This window comes from Gemmobacter sp. 24YEA27 (genome assembly GCF_030052995.1).
GTDB lineage: Bacteria > Pseudomonadota > Alphaproteobacteria > Rhodobacterales > Rhodobacteraceae > Pseudogemmobacter.
On record NZ_JASJPW010000001.1, the window covers coordinates 986,658 to 1,003,768 of the forward strand.

General features: G+C 63.5%; 15 protein-coding genes and 2 pseudogenes. 13 read left to right on the forward strand and 4 right to left on the reverse strand.

From position 1 onward, the window contains the following. Positions 1 to 3: 3 nt before the first annotated feature. The 8 genes and pseudogenes from QNO18_RS04870 to QNO18_RS04905 all read left to right on the forward strand — a co-directional run bounded on the left by QNO18_RS04870 (position 4) and on the right by QNO18_RS04905 (position 7,105). A pseudogene (locus tag QNO18_RS04870) lies at positions 4 to 959 on the forward strand (fumarate hydratase). Next, positions 956 to 1,624, forward strand: a complete 669-nt coding sequence (locus tag QNO18_RS04875) for a fumarate hydratase C-terminal domain-containing protein (protein WP_283176769.1) — start codon at positions 956 to 958, stop codon at positions 1,622 to 1,624. The pseudogene QNO18_RS04870 and the gene QNO18_RS04875 overlap by 4 nt, the downstream one beginning before the upstream one ends. Next, a pseudogene (locus QNO18_RS04880) lies at positions 1,621 to 2,633 on the forward strand (putative sulfate exporter family transporter). The gene QNO18_RS04875 and the pseudogene QNO18_RS04880 overlap by 4 nt, the downstream one beginning before the upstream one ends. Positions 2,634 to 2,651: 18 nt before the next feature. Beyond that, positions 2,652 to 2,966 carry an NIPSNAP family protein gene (locus QNO18_RS04885; protein WP_283176770.1) on the forward strand — a complete coding sequence of 105 codons (315 nt, stop codon included), beginning with the start codon at positions 2,652 to 2,654 and terminating at the stop codon, positions 2,964 to 2,966. A 504-nt stretch (positions 2,967 to 3,470) separates the two neighbouring features. Next, positions 3,471 to 4,241 (forward strand): ABC transporter ATP-binding protein, encoded by a 771-nt coding sequence (locus tag QNO18_RS04890; protein WP_283176771.1) that lies wholly within the window; start codon positions 3,471 to 3,473, stop codon positions 4,239 to 4,241. Beyond that, on the forward strand, positions 4,234 to 5,148 hold the full coding sequence (locus tag QNO18_RS04895; protein WP_283176772.1) for an ABC transporter permease: 915 nt from the start codon (positions 4,234 to 4,236) through the stop codon (positions 5,146 to 5,148). The genes QNO18_RS04890 and QNO18_RS04895 overlap by 8 nt, the downstream gene beginning before the upstream one ends. Positions 5,149 to 5,223: 75 nt before the next feature. After that, complete coding sequence (locus QNO18_RS04900; RefSeq protein WP_283176773.1) at positions 5,224 to 6,210, forward strand: ABC transporter substrate-binding protein; 987 nt, start codon at positions 5,224 to 5,226, stop codon at positions 6,208 to 6,210. Between the two features lie 142 nt (positions 6,211 to 6,352). After that, a complete protein-coding gene (locus QNO18_RS04905) occupies positions 6,353 to 7,105 on the forward strand; it encodes a sulfite exporter TauE/SafE family protein (RefSeq protein WP_283176774.1) in 753 nt (250 codons plus the stop codon). Here QNO18_RS04905 and QNO18_RS04910 read toward each other — a convergent pair whose 3' ends face one another. The 3 genes from QNO18_RS04910 to QNO18_RS04920 form a co-directional block, all read right to left on the reverse strand. Then, on the reverse strand, positions 7,106 to 8,095 hold the full coding sequence (locus tag QNO18_RS04910; RefSeq protein ID WP_283176775.1) for an Ldh family oxidoreductase: 990 nt from the start codon (positions 8,093 to 8,095) through the stop codon (positions 7,106 to 7,108). Beyond that, positions 8,095 to 9,042, reverse strand: coding sequence for a hydroxyacid dehydrogenase (locus tag QNO18_RS04915; protein WP_283176776.1), 948 nt, complete (start codon positions 9,040 to 9,042; stop codon positions 8,095 to 8,097). Before QNO18_RS04915 ends, QNO18_RS04910 begins: the two co-directional genes overlap by 1 nt. A gap of 143 nt (positions 9,043 to 9,185) precedes the next feature. Next, a complete protein-coding gene (locus tag QNO18_RS04920; protein ID WP_283176777.1) occupies positions 9,186 to 10,115 on the reverse strand; it encodes a LysR family transcriptional regulator in 930 nt (309 codons plus the stop codon). Positions 10,116 to 10,380: 265 nt separating this feature from the next. Between QNO18_RS04920 and QNO18_RS04925 the strand changes: the two genes are divergently transcribed. Then, the gene (locus QNO18_RS04925; RefSeq protein ID WP_283176778.1) at positions 10,381 to 10,854 is read left to right on the forward strand and encodes an NUDIX hydrolase; all 474 of its coding nucleotides are present in this window, start codon (positions 10,381 to 10,383) and stop codon (positions 10,852 to 10,854) included. A 67-nt stretch (positions 10,855 to 10,921) separates the two neighbouring features. Further along, on the forward strand, positions 10,922 to 12,421 hold the full coding sequence (locus QNO18_RS04930) for an inorganic phosphate transporter (protein WP_283176779.1): 1,500 nt from the start codon (positions 10,922 to 10,924) through the stop codon (positions 12,419 to 12,421). Positions 12,422 to 12,436: 15 nt separating this feature from the next. Here the strand turns inward: QNO18_RS04930 and QNO18_RS04935 are convergent, their stop codons facing one another. Next, positions 12,437 to 13,339 carry a LysR family transcriptional regulator gene (locus QNO18_RS04935; protein ID WP_283176780.1) on the reverse strand — a complete coding sequence of 301 codons (903 nt, stop codon included), beginning with the start codon at positions 13,337 to 13,339 and terminating at the stop codon, positions 12,437 to 12,439. Between the two features lie 95 nt (positions 13,340 to 13,434). Between QNO18_RS04935 and QNO18_RS04940 the strand changes: the two genes are divergently transcribed. From QNO18_RS04940 to QNO18_RS04950, 3 genes are all read left to right on the forward strand, one after another. After that, a complete protein-coding gene (locus QNO18_RS04940) occupies positions 13,435 to 14,205 on the forward strand; it encodes an SDR family oxidoreductase (RefSeq protein WP_283176781.1) in 771 nt (256 codons plus the stop codon). A gap of 62 nt (positions 14,206 to 14,267) precedes the next feature. Beyond that, positions 14,268 to 14,819 (forward strand): DUF924 family protein, encoded by a 552-nt coding sequence (locus QNO18_RS04945; RefSeq protein WP_283176782.1) that lies wholly within the window; start codon positions 14,268 to 14,270, stop codon positions 14,817 to 14,819. Between the two features lie 883 nt (positions 14,820 to 15,702). Beyond that, the gene (locus QNO18_RS04950; RefSeq protein ID WP_283176783.1) at positions 15,703 to 17,097 is read left to right on the forward strand and encodes an LLM class flavin-dependent oxidoreductase; all 1,395 of its coding nucleotides are present in this window, start codon (positions 15,703 to 15,705) and stop codon (positions 17,095 to 17,097) included. Positions 17,098 to 17,111 lie beyond the last annotated feature (14 nt).

Here is a 17,111-nt window from a genome sequence, read left to right on the forward strand (position 1 = left end):
CCCGTGATACCGATCAATGTGATCCAGTCCACCGCCGAGGCGCTGATGGCCAAAGCCGCGATTGAAATCCCGAGGATTACCTCGGCGGGCTGAAGGCGGCGGCGGAAACCGAGGATGGGGATCTTTCCTCCTTCGTTCTCCAGGCGATGCTGGAGAATTACGAGGCCGCGAAACAGGACCGCCGCGCGATGTGCGGCGATACGGGCACGCCGCGCTGGTATGTGAAGATGGGCAATGACGCCCGGATCGAGGGCGGGCCGATCGCGCTGGAAGAGGCCTTGCGTCGGGCGACCTCGAACGCGACGTCTTCGGTGCCGCTGCGCCCCAATCGGGTACATCCTTTGTGGCGCACCGATTACAACAACAATATCGGCATCGGCGCGCCCGAGATCGAATATGGCTATGAGCCGGGCGGCGACTGGATCGACCTGATCACCGTCCACAAGGGCGGGCTGTTCGGGACGGATTACCGGATGCTCTTCCCGTCAGACGGCATCCAGGGGATCAAGCGCTTCTACCTTGATTGTCTGGTGGCTTTCGGCAAACGCGGCCTCGCCTGTCAGCCGGCGATCATCGGGATTGGCCTCGGTGGCTGCAAGGATACCTGCATGGTGCTTGGCAAACGCGCGGCCTGCCTGCGCACAGTGGGCGACCGCAATTCCGACCCGAAAATCGCGGCACTGGAGGAAGAGTTCAAAGAGCTTGGCAATTCTATCGGCATGGGCGCGATGGGCTTTGTCGGCAAGAATATGGTGATCGATACCCATATCGAGGTCGGCTACTGCCATACCGGCGGCATGCAGATGTCGGTCCATGCCTTCTGTCTCTCGTCACGTCGCGCGGTCGCCCGCATCTTCCCCGACGGGCGCGTCGAGCATCGCACCGATCCCGACTGGTTCACCCCCTATCAGCGCCGCGAAACCGTCGGCTGGGAAATGTCGCGGGAGGCCGCAGAATGAAACCGCGTGAGGTCATCCTTTCCACCACGCCGACGCCGGAAGACATCGCGGCTTTGCGCCTTGGTGATATCGTTTACCTCAATGGGCTGATGTATACCGCCCGCGAAGGCGTCTATATGCGCGCGCTGGAGCAAAGCGCGAATATCCCGATGGAGCTGCCGTCGCAAAGTGCCGCGAATTTCCACTGCTCGCCCGCCGCGACGATCCGCGAGGATGGTACGTTTGATCTGGGCGCTGTGACCGCCACGGCGAGCTTCCGCTTCGCGAAATGGCTGCCGGAATGGATGGCGAAGACCGGCGCGAAGCTGATCATCGGTAAGGGCGGCATGTCCTCGAAAGACTACAAGGACTACTTCGTCCCGAATGGCGCGGTCTATCTGTCGACGGTCGGCTACGGCACCGGCGCCCTGCTCGGGCGCGGGGTCGAGAATGTCGAGGCCGTCCACTGGAATGAGGAACTTGGCCTTGCCCAAGCGATGTGGGTGATCCGCTGCAACCGGATGGGGCCCTTCCTTGTGGCCTCCGACCTTGACGGCAATTGCCTCTTCGAGCGCGAGAATGCCAAAATCGCCGGGAATCTTGAGCGGATCTATGAGGGCACCAGACCGGCTGTCCTGAAACGCTTTGGCGAGACCGATGACCGTGGCGACGAGCTGATCGGATGAACAGCCTCGTGGCAGAGGTGCCGGGCAGCTGCCGGCGGCTTTTCCCGGGGCTGGTTTCGGCGGTGACAGTGGCGCTGGCCGCGAAATTCATCTCGGAACATTACGGCGCGCCGGTGATGCTGATGGCGCTTTTGATCGGGATGGCCTTCACCTTCCTCGCCGAACCCGACATGAAAACCGCCGAAGGGATTGAATTCGCCTCGAAAAAACTATTGCGCTTTGGCGTGGCGCTTCTGGGTCTTGGATCACCGTGCAGCAGATTGCGGCGGCCGGGATCGGCGTTGTCCTGCTGGTTTTTGCCGGAGTGGGGCTGACCATCCTTGCCGGCGTGGCGCTGGCGAGGTTCACCGGGCGTTCATTGCCCTTCGGTCTTTTGACCGGCGGTGCGGTGGCGATTTGCGGCGCCTCTGCCGCGCTGGCGATTTCCTCGGTCCTGCCGAAATCCGGCCCCGGACAGGAACGCGATACCATCTTCACGGTGATCGCCGTGACCGCACTTTCCACGCTCGCGATGATTGTCTATCCGATGATCGGGGCGGCGCTTGGCCTGTCAGATCATGCGATGGGCGTTTTTCTTGGCGCCACGATCCATGATGTCGCCCAGGTGGTCGGCGCGGGCTATTCGGTCTCGGACGAGGCCGGCGCCACAGCGACCTTCGTAAAGCTGCTGCGGGTTGCGCTGCTGGTTCCGGTTGTGGTGCTTTTATCGCTGATGTTCAGCCGGGGGGGCGCTGCGGGGCAGGGCGGCCGATTGCCTGTCCCGTTCTTTGTGATTGGCTTCGCGGCGCTGGTGCTGATCGGCAGTACCGATGTCATCCCGCCCGAAATCAGCGCCCTTTTGCTTGATCTGTCGCGCTGGTGCCTGATCACCGCCATTGCCGCGCTTGGCATGAAAACCTCGCTGAAAAAGCTGGGAGAGGTTGGCGGTGTGGCCATCGGCATCGTCTGCGGCCTGACCGTTTTGCTTGCCGTTTTCGCGCTGGCGGCGATCCGGATCTTTGAAATCTGACCTCTGAGGGGCAAGACCATGTTCGTTGATATGCGGACCTATACGCTGAAGAATGGCAATGTTTCCAAATTCCTCAAGCTTTATGAGGCTGAAGGCCTTGCCGTACAGACCCGCATCCTCGGCAATCTGGTCGGCTATTATTTCACCGATATCGGCCCTTTGAACCAGATCGTCCATATGTGGGGCTATGCCAGCATGGATGACCGCTGGGAGCGGCGTAAGGCCCTCCAGGCTTCGGACGAATGGCAGAATTACGCCGTGCAGATGCGGCCGCTGGTCGATCATATCGAGACAAAAATCCTGATCCCGGCGCCGTTTTTCCGCCAGGACTGATGAGCCTTGATGGCAGAAGGCCACCTGGACCCTGCCATGTCACGCCAGCTGGTTTGTGCCGCGCATGAGGTCACGATGTACGATCTCACCCCGGGGCGGCTGACAGTCTTGTGGTGGCAGGAGGCCCTGCGCCGCCATGCGCTTTGCCAGGGCAGAGCTTCGTCTGCAAGGGGCGGCGCATGATCCCTGGCGACGGCATTTTCTGCGCCAGGTGTGTGTAAGCAATACTTACGGAAGATATTAAGATTTTTAGATTTTCTTGCGAAACCTTCTCCCCTAACCTTAAGACAGGAAGCTGGCTCGGTTGCGTCTTGTTTCCCGGGGCGGCGATGCGGCTTCGTGCCATTTCCGAATGACATCGTCCTGAACGGGCTGCAAAAAGACCCGTTTTCGCAAGCCTGCCGGAAAAGGCGTGGGATGGTATCCCACACCTGACCGGCGGGCCCCTATCCACTGGGAACAGCGTTGGGAGGCGCGGTTCCGGCAGATTTAGAGGGAGGAGAGATGCAGCCAAATGATCCGCTGCTGACCGTACGGGGGGTAACCCTGCAGTATAAAACACCAAACCGTCTGATCACCGCGACCTACAGGGTCAGCTTCGACGTGTTTCAGGGGGATCGCTTTATCCTTCTTGGGCCGTCGGGTTGCGGAAAATCGACCCTGCAAAAGGCGGTGGGCGGCTATATCACGCCGACCGAGGGCGAGATGCGGCTCAAGGGGCGCAAGATCACCCAGCCGGGGCCGGACCGGATGATGGTGTTCCAGGAATTCGATCAGCTCTTGCCCTGGAAGACCGTCCGCCAGAATGTGGCCTTTGCCCTGACCGCGTCGAAGAAACTCAGCCCCCGCGAGGCGGATGAGAAGGCGATGGAATATGTGGTCAAGGTGGGCCTTGAGAAATTCGCCGACAGCCATCCGCATATGCTTTCGGGCGGGATGAAGCAGCGGGTCGCCATTGCGCGCGGCATGGCGATGGAGCCAGACATCCTTCTGATGGACGAACCCTTCGCGGCGCTGGATGCGCTGACCCGGCGGCGGATGCAGGACGAGCTGTTGCGGCTATGGGAAGAGACGAAATTCACCGTTCTGTTCGTCACCCATTCGATTGCCGAGGCGATCAAGATCGGCAACCGCATCCTGCTGATGTCGCCGCATCCTGGCCGGGTTAAGGCCGAGATGAACAGCACCACCGATCCGCGCAAGGCGGCAGAGCTGGAGCGGCAGATCCACGAGATGCTCTTCGCGCATGAACCCGATGAGGTGGAGCATGTCTGAACCAGTCACGAGGCTCAGGAATATGGCAGAACCAGGCCTTCCAGGCTCTTCCGGCGACCGTCCGGAGATCTTTCATGACGATGTCACCGGGGGCGAGCTGACCGTCACCGAACAGAAACTTTCATGGTTCGAGATGCTCTACCGTGAGGCCTGGCTGAGAAAGCTGGTGATCCTCGCGGTGCTGGCGGGGATCTGGGAGATCTATGGCCGGGTACTGAACAACGACCTCTTGTTCCCGACCTTTACCGCCACCATCGGGGCGTTTTTCAGCGGGCTGACGGATGGCACGCTGCCGGCGGCGGCCTGGGGGTCGGGTAAGGTGCTGCTGATGGGCTACGGCCTCGGCATCGTATTGGCTTCGGTGCTGACGGCGCTGGCAATCGCGTCGCGGATCGGCACCGATTTTCTCGAGACCATGACCTCGATGTTCAACCCGCTGCCGGCGATTGCGCTCTTGCCGCTGGCGCTGATCTGGTTCGGGCTCGGCAATGGCAGCCTGATCTTCGTGCTGGTCCATTCTGTCACCTGGGCGATTGCGCTGAACACCCATTCGGGCTTTCTGGGCGTGTCGAGAACGCTGAAAATGGTCGGGCGGAATTACGGGCTCAGGGGGCCGTCCTTTATCCTGAAAATCCTCATCCCGGCGGCTTTTCCATCGATCCTGACCGGGCTCAAGATCGGCTGGGCCTTTGCCTGGCGGACCCTGATCGCGGCGGAACTGGTGTTCGGGGTCAGCTCGGGTTCGGGCGGGCTTGGCTGGTTCATATTTGAAAACAAGAACATGCTCGATATCCCCAAGGTCTTCGCCGGGCTTTTGACCGTGATCATCATCGGTCTGATCGTTGAGAACCTGATCTTCCGCACCATTGAACGCCTGACCATCCAGCGGTGGGGCGTGCAGCACTGAAACGAAAACTGTCAGAACGGGAAAGGGCCGCCCGGAGGAGGGGCGCGCCCGCACCCGCATGAGGGAGGAAGAAACATGAAACTGAGACTGTCACTCGCGTTGGCATTCGGGCTGGCCACCGTTGCACCCGCTTTGGCCGAGGTCGATACGCTGCGCATGGCGCGGCAATTCGGCATTGGCTATCTGCCGCTGACCCTGATCGAGGAACAGGGCCTGCTGGAGAAACACGCGAAAGAGGCCGGGCTGGATTTTAAGACCGAATGGCTGCGCTTTACCGGCGGATCGGGGATGAATGAGGCGCTTTTGTCGGGCAATCTCGACATTGCGGCTGGTGGCGTTGGCCCGGCGCTGACGATCTGGGCACGCACCCAGGCCAATATGAAGGTGAAAGGAATCGCGGCGCTGGATTCGATGCCGCTTTACCTCGTGACCACCGCGCCGGAGGTGAAGGAGCTCAAGGATTTCACCAGCGCACATAAGATCGCGCTGCCGGCGGTGAAGACCTCGATCCAGGCAATCACGCTGCAGATGGGGGCCGAGAAATATCTCGGGGAAGGCCAGCATGCGGCGCTTGATGCTTTCACCGTCTCGATGGGGCATCCGGACGCGCTGCTCGCGCTGATGGGCGGGCAATCCGAGATCGTCGCCCATTTCGGCGCCCCCCCCTTCCAGGACCAGGAGCTGAAAGACCCCCGCGCTCATAAGGTGCTCGACAGCTATGACGTGGTCGGAGGCCCGCATACGTTCAACCTGATCTGGGGAAAAAGTGACTTCGTCGAAGGCAATCCCAGGACCGTCGCCGTGCTGATGGCGGCGATGCAGGAGGCGATGACCTTCATCAACGAAAACCCGGAAGAGGCGGCGAAGATCTGGATGGCGGCCGAGGCCACCAATCTCAGCGAGGAAGAGGTAATCGCGCTGATCACCGATCCGCGGGTGAACTGGTCGGTGACCCCCGAAGGGATCGGACCCTATCTCGAATATATGACCCGTGCCGGGCTGATCACCACCGATGTCACCGACTGGAAAGAGATTTTCTTTCCGACCGCTTTCCCGGGTTAAGCGGGGTTTCATCTGAGTTTTGCCCCCGTCCGGCGGCGGGGGCATATTTATGCGCGATATCAAAGGATCGAAACGATGCGACAGATCGGGCAGAGTACCGGGCACGCGCCGCTGCGGCCAGCGAAAGACGGGGTGATCTGACGTGACTGCGGAGGTGCTGATTTATCTCTTTGCCGGGGCGCTTGCTGGCGGTTTCATCAATGGGCTCGCGGGGTTTGGCACGGCCTTGCTGGCGCTTGGCTTCTGGCTTCAGGTGCTGCCGCCGGGGCAGGCGGTGTCGATGTCGGTGGTGATGTCGGTGATCAGCGGCCTGCAAGGCGTCTGGATCGTCCGGCGCGAGATCGGCGCCAACCGGCTGCGTCTGTTGCGGTTCCTCTTGCCGGCGCTGCCGGGGATCCCACTGGGCGCCATGGTGCTTGCGATGATCAGCGCACCGGTGCTGAAGCTGACCATCGCCGCGATGATGATCCTTTACGGCGCGTTTTTCAGCTTTCGCCGCGCACTTCCGGCGATCCGGCGCCCGACGCCGCTGGTCGACAGCAGCGTGGGTTTTCTTGGCGGGCTGCTGGGAGGTGCGGCGGGGCTGTCGGGCGCGCTTCCGACCATGTGGTGCGCGATGCGGCCCTGGAGCAAGGCCGAGACGCGGGCGGTGTTGCAGCCCTATAACGTGGTGGTGCTGGCGCTCGCGATGCTGACCTTCGCGCTACAGGGCCAGTATACGCGCGAGACGCTCTGGCTTACGGCCCTGGCATTACCCGCGACGCTGATCGGGGCGCAGAGCGGGATCACCGTCTATCGCCGGCTCAGCGATGCGCGCTTTCGCCGGCTCCTGATCGTGTTGCTCTTTGCGTCGGGGCTGCTGATCGTGCTGAAGGAGTTACCCGCGCTCCTGTGATCAGAGCGCGGTGATTTCGCCGATCAGCGCCGGGGAAAGCGCCAGCCCGTCACGCTCAGCCGCACGCCGTGCCCCAAGCCGGCGCGCACCTGGCAGCCGTGCTCCCGGCTGGTCGGTGATCATCCCGGCAAGCGTCGCAAAACGCGCCAGGGCACCCGCGCCAAAAGCCCCCGGATCCAGCGCGATCAACAGCTGCCCGGTGCCCGGAGGCGGCCCCTTGTCATCCAGGAAGGAACTCGCATCGGCGGCATAGCTGGCGCCGATCATGCCCGCTGCCAGCAGTTCGACCATCAGCGCCAGGGCGACGCCTTTGGCATCTCCGAGCGGCGCCATCGTGCCCGAGAGTGCGCGTCTGGCATCGGTGGTGGGCTGGCCGTCCGCGTCAAAAGCCCAGCCTGGCGGGATCGTCTCGCCCTTTTTCGCCGCCGCAACGATATTGCCGCGCGCCACGGTGGACAGCGCCATATCGACCACGATCGGGGCATCGCCTTGCAGGGGGCAGGCAAAGGCGATCGGATTGGTGCCGAGGACCGCGCGATTGCCGCCCCACGGCGCCATCGCCGCCGGCGTATTGGCAAAAAGCAGGGCGACCAGCCCGGCATCGGCCAGCCGCTCGACAAAGGCCCCGGCAGATCCGCAATGATGCGAGCGGGTCACGGCGGCACAGGCGATGCCCTGGGCATGGGTGACGCCGGGCAATGCCTCGACCGCCATATCCAGCGCCGGGAAGGCAAAGCCGTGACCGGCATCGACCATCAGCGCGCCGGGGCGGGGGCGGGTCACCACCGGCACGGCCTCGCCCCTGACCTTACCCACCCGCAGCTGCGCCACATAGGCGGGCAGGCGCGAGAGGCCATGGCCTTTGAACCCATCCGCCTCGGCCTGGACAAGCGCGCGCGCCACGCTGGCCGCCGCCGCCGCACCGGCACCGTTGCGGGTCAGCGCCGTCTCGGCAAGACTGATCGCCGCAGCAAGGGAAAGCCGCTCCATCACGACACCTCTGCCAGCAGATGTTTGCGCACCGAGGCCACGGTGACCTCCGAGACGCGGCGGTTCGATTCCTGGCTGAGGCCCGCGATATGCGGCGTCAGGATGACATTGGCGAGGCCCTGGAACCGGGCGCAATCCTCAGGCGGCGGTGGCTCGGTCTCGAACACATCCAGCGCGGCGCCGGAGAGATGGCCCGTCCGCAAGGCCTGAGACAGCGCCACCTCATCGACCACGCCGCCCCGCGCCGCATTGATCACGATGGCGCCGGGTTTCATCTGCGCCAGTGCGGCCTCATTGATCATATGGCGGGTGCCGGAGGTCAGCGGCACATGCAGCGACAGCACATCCGCGCCCGCCAGCACCGTGCCCAGATCGGCCGGCCGCACGCGCCCGGTTTTCAGATCCCAATGCGGCCCCTCCGGCGCCAGATGCGGATCATAGGCCATGACGTCCATCCCGAGCGCCAGCGCCCGTTTCGCGGTCTCTCGCGCGATGGAGCCGAAGCCGACCAGGCCCAGCGTCTTACCGTTGATCTCGCGCCCGTTCATCAGCGCGTTGCGTGCCCAGTCGCCGTCTGCCAGACGCGAGGGCATGGCGTGTATCCCCCGCAGCAGCACCATGGCAGAAGAAATCACATATTCCGCGACCGAGATGTCATTGGCGCCAGAGGCCGGGAACACCGCCACCCCGCGCGCCTTGCAGGCCTCAAGATCGATATTGTCGAGCCCGACCCCCAGCCGCCCCACGACCCGCAGGCGCGGCGCCGCCGCCAACAGTTCGGCATTCACCTGGGTCCGGTTTCTGACAATGATCGCCTCGGCCCCGGCCAGGGCGGCCAGAAGCTCGGCCCGCCGGTCGACCAGCCCCGGGTCATAGAGGATCCCGCTCCCGCTCAGCCCTGCACGCAGGATGTCCTCTTCCATGAATTCCGGAACGACGATCTGCATGGGCTTTCTCCCTCGGGGCCAATATAGGTGGCATATATCTTGTATATCTACTCATATATAAGACTTGCGAGTGAAAGCAAGCGGCATCCACCGCGAATGCGGGTTTTCCGTTCGGGCCGGGCGGGGAGTTCAGGCCGGGGAGTTCAGGCCGATACGTCTGAGGCCAGGGCGGCGGCGATGGCTTCGGGAGAGAAACTCCCGCCCTCGCGGGCCAGCTCGATGGCGCGAAGGACTTCCTCCAGCACGCGCGACTTGGTGCTGTCTCTGCGATGCACAAGGCCAAGATGGCGCACCGGCCCGCCGGTCTCGGCCAGCCGGAGCCGTTTCAGCGGCAGGTAATGGGGCACATGCACGCAAGGCTCGGGCACGATCGAGACGCCCAGCTCGGCAAGGACCATGGCGTAGATCGCCTCAAGCCCGCCCAGTTCCATGCTTTCCGAGACCTGAATATTGTTGTTCTGCAGCCAGCCTTCGATGATGGTGCCAACCACCGCATCGCGCGAAAAGCGGATGAAGGGATGGGCGCGCAGGATCTGTACCGGGTCAGAGGACAGGATCCTCTCAGATGCGATCAGCACCAGCTCTTCCGCCGCAACCGGGTGCCAGATCAGGTTTTTTGGCAGCAAAGCAGGGCGCGAGACCAGGGCGCCGTCCAGCGTATTGCGTTCGACCTCATGGATCAGATGGGTGGTGAGCCCGGGAAACAGCCCGACATGCAGATCGGGAAACCGCGCCTTCAGGATCGCGGTGGCGAAAGGCGTGAGCCCGGTCAGCGTGGTCGGCGCGGCCCCGAGCAGAAAGTCACCTTTCAGCCCGTCATCGCCGATCACCGAGGGCACGATATCATCATAGGCCCGGACCACGGCGCGCGCCTTCGCCAGCAGTGCCCGGCCCAGCGGGGTGAATTCCGGCGTCCTTGTGGCGCGGTTGAAGATCTGCACCCGCCATTCCTCCTCCAGCGCCCGCATCTGCTGGCTGACTGCGGCATGGGTGACGAAAACCGCCTCGGCGGCGGCACTGAAGGTGCCGTGATCGGCCACCGCAATCAGCGTTTTCAGCATACGGATCGACACGGCGCTGCCCTTATCTGCAGGGGGAGGGGGCGATTTATGGCAAGTATTCTTTACTTTGATCTGTATCCGGGTCCGGTTTGTAAAGATGAATTTACATATCCCGAACGGCCCGGTCTTCATTTCGGCCTGGCGTACTGGCGTCAGATAGACGGTTCTGCCGCGAATGTATGAAATTTGTAACGAAATTATGACGTTTGCTGTCGATCATCGGACGCGGTCCTGTTAGGGGGAACTGCCTGGGACAGGCCCGAACCGGGGGGTGCGTATGTTTAGGAAAATCTGGACCGATTTCGGGGCGCTGATCCTGCGCCGGCCGTCGCATTACCAGGTGGCGGCGCTGTGCTGGCACGAGACGGATGCCGGCGGGATCGAGATATTGCTGATCTCATCGCTGACCACCGGCCGCTGGATCCTGCCAAAGGGCTGGCCGCAAATGGGCCGCGACGGCGCCGGGACCGCGCTTGAGGAAGCCTGGGAAGAGGCCGGGATCCGTATCGAAGACCCGCAGCCGCAGCTTGTTGGCCGCTACAGGTACCAGAAGCGGCTCTCGGGTGACGTGCCGGCGCGCACGATGGTCGATGTCTGGGCGATCCGCGTTGACCGGCTGCTTGACAATTACCCCGAGGCGGGGCGGCGCAAACGCGAATGGTTCGCACCGGAAAAGGCCGCGAGCCTCGTGGATGAGCCGGAACTGGCCCGCCTGCTGCGCGCCGCGCCGCAGCTGATCACACCCGCCTGATCACACCCGGGCGGACCCTCCGCTGCCGGTTCCCGATTTCCCATCACTTTCCACGCCGTGAGACCCTATGAGCGACAGAACCGACCCGCAGCTGCGCGATCAGCCCGAGCCCGGCTGGCAAGTGCTGGACCGCGACCTGAGCCGGATCTCCCGGCTGGAACTCGCGACCTCTTATGTGGCGCAGCCGCTGGTCGCGGTGGGTCTGGGGCTGGTCTTTGTGGCGCTGGCCGCGCTTTGGGCGGCACTGGTGTCGGGGGGCGGCTCGGGCGGGCTGGTGATCGTGGTGGCCGCAGCTTTTGCGGCCTATCTGGCCCTGAATATCGGTGCCAATGATGTGGCGAATAATATGGGCCCGGCGGTGGGGGCCAATGCGCTGACCATGGCCGGCGCGCTGGCCATTGCCGCGATCTGCGAGACCGCCGGCGCGCTGATTGCCGGCGGCGAAGTGGTCGATACCATCGCCAAGGGGATCATTGCGCCGTCGAGCCTCGGGGATGAGGCGTCTTTCGTGGTTGCGATGATGGCAGCGCTGCTGTCATCGGCGCTCTGGCTGAACCTCGCGACCTGGGTGGGGGCCCCGGTTTCGACCACCCATGCCATTGTCGGCGGCGTGGTCGGAGCAGGCGTGGCCGCCGCCGGCTTCGGTGCAGTGGACTGGGGCGGGATGTCCCGCATCGCTGCCAGCTGGATCATCTCGCCGGCATTGGGTGGGGCGCTGGCGGCAGCGGCGCTGTGGGTCGTGCATAAGCTGGTGATCGACCGCGAGGACAAGATCGCGGCGGCGCGGGTCTGGGTGCCGGTGCTGATCGCGGTGATGGCCGGGGCCTTTGCCACCTATCTTTCGCTCAAAGGGCTGAAACATCTGATCGGTCTCAGCTTTGGCCATGCGCTGCTGGTCGGGCTGCTCGCCTGCGGGCTCAGCTGGGCGGCGGCAAAGCCCTATATCCTGCGCCGTTCCCGGGGGCTGGAAAACCGCAACAAATCGCTGAAAGTGCTGTTCCAGGTGCCGCTGGTGCTTTCGGCCGCGCTGATGAGCTTTGCCCATGGCGCGAATGATGTCTCGAACGCCATCGGGCCGCTGGCGGCCATCGTCTCGCTGCTGCATGGCGGCGAGGCCACGGCGGCGGTGCCGCTTTGGGTCATGCTGATCGGGGCGCTTGGGATCTCGGTCGGGCTTTTGCTGTTCGGGCCCCGGCTGATCCGCATGGTGGGGGGGCAGATCACCCGGCTGAACGCGATGCGCGCCTATTGCGTGGCGCTTTCGGCGGCGGTGACGGTGATCGCGGCCAGCTGGTTCGGCCTGCCGGTCAGTTCGACCCATATCGCGATCGGCGGGATTTTCGGCGTCGGCTTCTTCCGTGAGGCGGTGGAGGCACGGCGGATGCGGCAGATGACCGGGGCGGTGGAGCTGCCCAAAATGGCCAGCGAAGAGCGTCGCCGTCGCAAGCTGGTGCGCCGGTCGCATTTCATGACCATCATTCTGGCCTGGGTGATCACGGTGCCGGCAACGGCGCTGGCTTCGGGGCTGATGTATCTTGCGCTGAAAGCCCTCGGTGCCGTGTCCTGAGACGCGGCGCAGGCTTCAGCCGGTGATCTCTGCGCGGATCACGGTTTCCAGCCAGTCGGAAACGGCGGTGATCCGGCGCAGCCCGCGCGGGCGGCCGGGAAACAGCAGATGCATCGGCATGGCGGGCGGGCGAAAGGCGGGCATGATCTCGACCAGCTCGCCCGACGCAATATGGGCGGCGACATCATAGGCGGGGATCTGGATCAGCCCGAGCCCCGCCAGGGCCGCTGCAATATAGCCCTCGGCACTATTGGCCGAGACCCGCCAGGGCACAGCGCAGCTTTTGTCCTGCGCGCCGGCCTGCCAGTCCCACTCCGCCACCCGCCCGGTCGAGGGCGAGGCATAGGCGACCTGCCAGTGCCGGCTCAGCTCGCCCGGGTCCTGCGGCGTGCCATGTTGCGCAAGATAGGCGGGGCTTGCGACATTGATCTGGGCGATTTCGCCCAAGCGCCGCGCCCTGAGCCCGGAATCCGCCAGAGGCCCGACCCGCAGCGCCAGATCTACGCTTTCCCCGACCAGATCCACCGTCCGGTCGGTCATGCCCAGTTCAACCTGCAGACCCGGCCAGCGCGCCATGAGCCCGGGCAGCCGGGGCGCCACGATCAGCCGCCCGATCCGCGCCGGAAGATCAATCCGCACCCGCCCCTCAACCTGCCGCGCGCCACTGCGAAACAGGCTGTCGAGCTCTTCGCTTTCGGCCAGAAAGGCGAGGCATCTCTCATGGAATTCCTCGCCCTCTGCGGTGGGGGCGACGACGCGGGTGGTGCGGTTCAAGAGCCGTATCCCGACCCGTGCCTCCAGTTCCGCGATCGCGGTCGAGACGCTGGAACGCGGCATCTGCAAAGTATCCGCAGCCCTGGTAAAGCTGCGGGTGGCCACCACACGGGTGAAGATCTGAAAGAGACTCAACTGGTCCATTGTTCGGATCCTGCGACATATGAAGCCAGAATTGGTGAGTTTATTTAATTCCGTCAAAACATAAATTGCGCCCGGTAACCAGTAGGAGGGCGACGATGTCACGGACCATCAAGGACAAGACCATCTTCATCGCGGGCGGGGCCAAGAACCTCGGCGGGCTGCTGGCGCGCGACTTCGCCGCTGCCGGAGCAAAGGCGATTGCGGTCCATTACAACAGTGCGGCCAGTGCGGCAGAGGCCGAAGCGACCGTCGCGGCGGTGCGTGCCGCAGGCGCGAAGGCGATTGCGATCCAGGCCGATCTGACCACGGCGGCGGCGGTGACCCGGTTTTTCTCCGAGGCCGAAGCCGCGCTTGGCCGCCCGGATATTGCGATCAATACGGTTGGCAAAGTGCTGAAAAAGCCGATCTCAGAGATCAGCGAGGCCGAATATGACGAGATGAGTGACGTCAATGCCAAAGCCGCCTTCTTCTTCCTGAAAGAAGCCGGGCGCGCGGTGCAGGACAATGGTGCGATCTGCACCTTGGTGACCTCGCTCCTGGGCGCCTATACGCCGTTTTATGCGAGCTATGCCGGCACCAAGGCGCCGGTCGAGCATTTCACCCGGGCCGCCTCGAAAGAGTTCGGCGCGCGCGGGATCTCGGTGACCGCAATCGGCCCGGGGCCGATGGATACGCCGTTCTTCTACGGCCAGGAGGCGCCTGACGCGCAGGCCTATCACAAATCGGCCGCAGCGCTTTCGGGTTTCTCGAAAACCGGCCTGACGGACATCGAAGATATCGCACCCTGGATCCGGTTTCTGGTCACCGAAGGCTGGTGGATGACCGGCCAGACGATCCTCGTGAATGGCGGTTACACCACGAAGTAACCACCACTCCTGGCCCGGTCGTCCCCAGCGGCCGGGCCGCCTTTTATCTGGTGGAGCCCTGTATGTTGCCCTTCGCAGCCAAAGCAGAGGAGGTGGTCGCCTTCTGGCAGGAGGCCGGCCGGCGCGGTGACTGGTTCGCACAGCGCCCGGCGTTTGACCGCATTTTTTACGACCGCTTTCTGGCGCTGCATGAACATGTGGCAGCGGGTGATCCTGACGGCTGGATCCGGACGCCCGAAGGGGCGCTGGCGCTGATGATCCTGCTTGACCAGTTTCCGCGCAACGCCTTTCGTGGCACGGCACGGATGTATGCGACCGATGCCCAGGCCCGTCTATTCGCGCGCGAGGCTGAGGCGCGCGGCTATGCCGCCAATGTCGATCCCGAATTGCGGCTTTTCTTCGCGCTGCCCTTTTCGCATTCCGAGGATCTGGCCGATCAGGAGGTCGCGCTGCGGCTCAACCGCCGGCTTGGCCAGCCCTGGCTGTCCCATGCCGAGGGCCATCACGAAATCATCCGCCGATTCGGACGCTTTCCGCACAGGAACCGGATCCTGCAACGTGAAACCCATCCCGATGAAGCGCGTTTTCTGAAGAATGGCGGCTTTCGCGGCTGAGGCACGGCTGTTGCAGCCCGCGCTGAAGTCATACCCCGTCCCCGGGGCCGGATCGGGACGAACCTCGCCATAAGCCAGGAAAGCACGCCGGAATTGACCTGGTCCGGGAAAGCGTAAAACTCTGGCCTGGTGCCAGGACGAAGCGATGCCGAAGCAACCAATGGAATCCTCGGCACCGCATCCAGAATGTCGACCGGGCTATCGAGCATGTTGAACACGAGGATGAAGCTCACGACGACTGCGCCAGCCCGGCTCTGATAAAACTCCGATATGGTTTTGCAGCGTCTGGTCCAGGATCAGCTGACAGCTTTCTCTGCATCTGACGCTGGCAACCAGGTCCAAAATCAGCGGAATCCCGATAAACAGCGTCAGGAACTGACGAGGCGCTGGCTTTCAATCGGCCTCAGCCAGCGCCAGAAAAGGCGCAAGCCCCTGCCACGACCGAAGCGGCAAAAGCGTCGATCTGCGCCTTGCCAGTGCGTTCCACAGCTATCATACACCCGACAGTCCGCCCCGATCACTGCGCCGCTTGCCCTTTCAGGCATCTGGGCCGGGGTACTCGCGCGATCGCTGCTGATCGCCCATTGCCTCGTTACCTCTCGCCGAGGACGCGGCAATGGAAGATCGGTCGTTGAATACCATCCCCCTCCTGTCCATCTCCGGCCAGCCGCCGACCCTGTCCTGAGGTGCAAATACCGCCAGGGCCAGCAGCGCGGCCAGGGGCACTCTCGAGGTACATTTGCACCATCTGAGAGAGAATTGCTGAACCAGGGGCCTGCGGCGAAAAGGCCATGCCGGATCGGGTCGATTTTTAAACGACCTGTTTTATAGACATTAACGCCGCCGAAAGAGAGGATCTTCCCCGATCCCGGGAGGCTGTCCGATGAGCCGGCGCTTGCGCTTCAATGCCTTTGAGATGAATTGCGTGGCGCATCAGTCGCCCGGTCTCTGGACATTTCCGGGCGACCGGGCGCGGCAGTATAAGGATATCGGCTACTGGACCGATCTGGCGGTGATCCTCGAAAAAGGGCGTTTCGACGGCATTTTCATCGCGGATGTGATCGGGAGTTACGATGTCTATGGCGGCTCGAATGCGGGTGCGTTGCGCGAGGCCGCGCAGATCCCGGTCAATGACCCCTTGCAGCTTGCAGTGCCGATCTCGATGGTATCGGAGCATCTGGGGATCGGGATCACCGCCTCGACCAGTTACGAACATCCTTACCTTTTTGCCCGCCGCCTCTCGACCGCCGACCATCTGACAAAGGGTCGGATCGGCTGGAACATCGTGACCTCTTACCTTGAAAGCGGGACGCGCAACACCGGTGCGGCGCTCAAGGCGCATGATGACCGCTATGAAGTTGCGGCGGAATATCTCGAGGTGATCTACAAACTTCTGGAAGGCAGCTGGGAGGAGGATGCAGTCCAGGCCGACCCCGCGCGTCGCCTTTATGCAGACCCTGCGAAAGTGCATCCGATCCGCCACCGGGGCCGGTATTTCGACGTGCCCGGGCCGCATCTGTGCGAGCCTTCACCGCAGCGCAGCCCGGTGCTTTACCAGGCGGGCGCCAGCCGCGCCGGGATCGGGTTTGCCGCGCGAAATGCCGAATGCGTCTTCGTCTCGACCCCGACCCAAGCCGCACTCGCGCGCTATATCGCTGCCCTGACCGAGGCTGCCACCGCCGCCGGGCGCCGCCGTGAGGATTTCATCGTCTATACCCTTGCCACCGTCATCGTCGAAGAGAGTGATGCCAAAGCGCAGGCGCTCTATCGCCGCTATCTTGACCATGTCTCGGCCGAAGGCGCGCTGGTGTTGCTCTCTGGCTGGACCGGAACCGACCTGTCGCGCTACGCGCCCGACGATCTGCTGAGTAAGGTCACGACCTCTTCCGGCCTGTCGATGCTGGATCGGTTCTCGGATCAGCGCGACTGGAGCCTTGCCGATCTGGCGAAATGGGCGGGGATCGGCGGCGCGGGGCCGGTGATCGTCGGGGGCCCTGAAACCGTGGCCGATCAGCTGGAGGCCTGGCAGGAGGCGACAGGGGTGGATGGTTTCAACCTCGCCTATGTCACGGCGCATCAGACCTTTGAAAATGTCACCGGCTACCTTGTTCCCGAGCTGCAAAAGCGCGGCATCTATCCGCGTGACTATGCGCCGGGAACGCTGCGCCAAAAGCTCTTCGGGCGCGGTGACCGGCTTCGCGCCCCGCATCCGGGTGCCGGGTTTCGCACCCTTGCCTCCACCTTTCCCGACCCGCCGCTGGTTCCCCCCTTCCTCTGACCCCACATACCGGA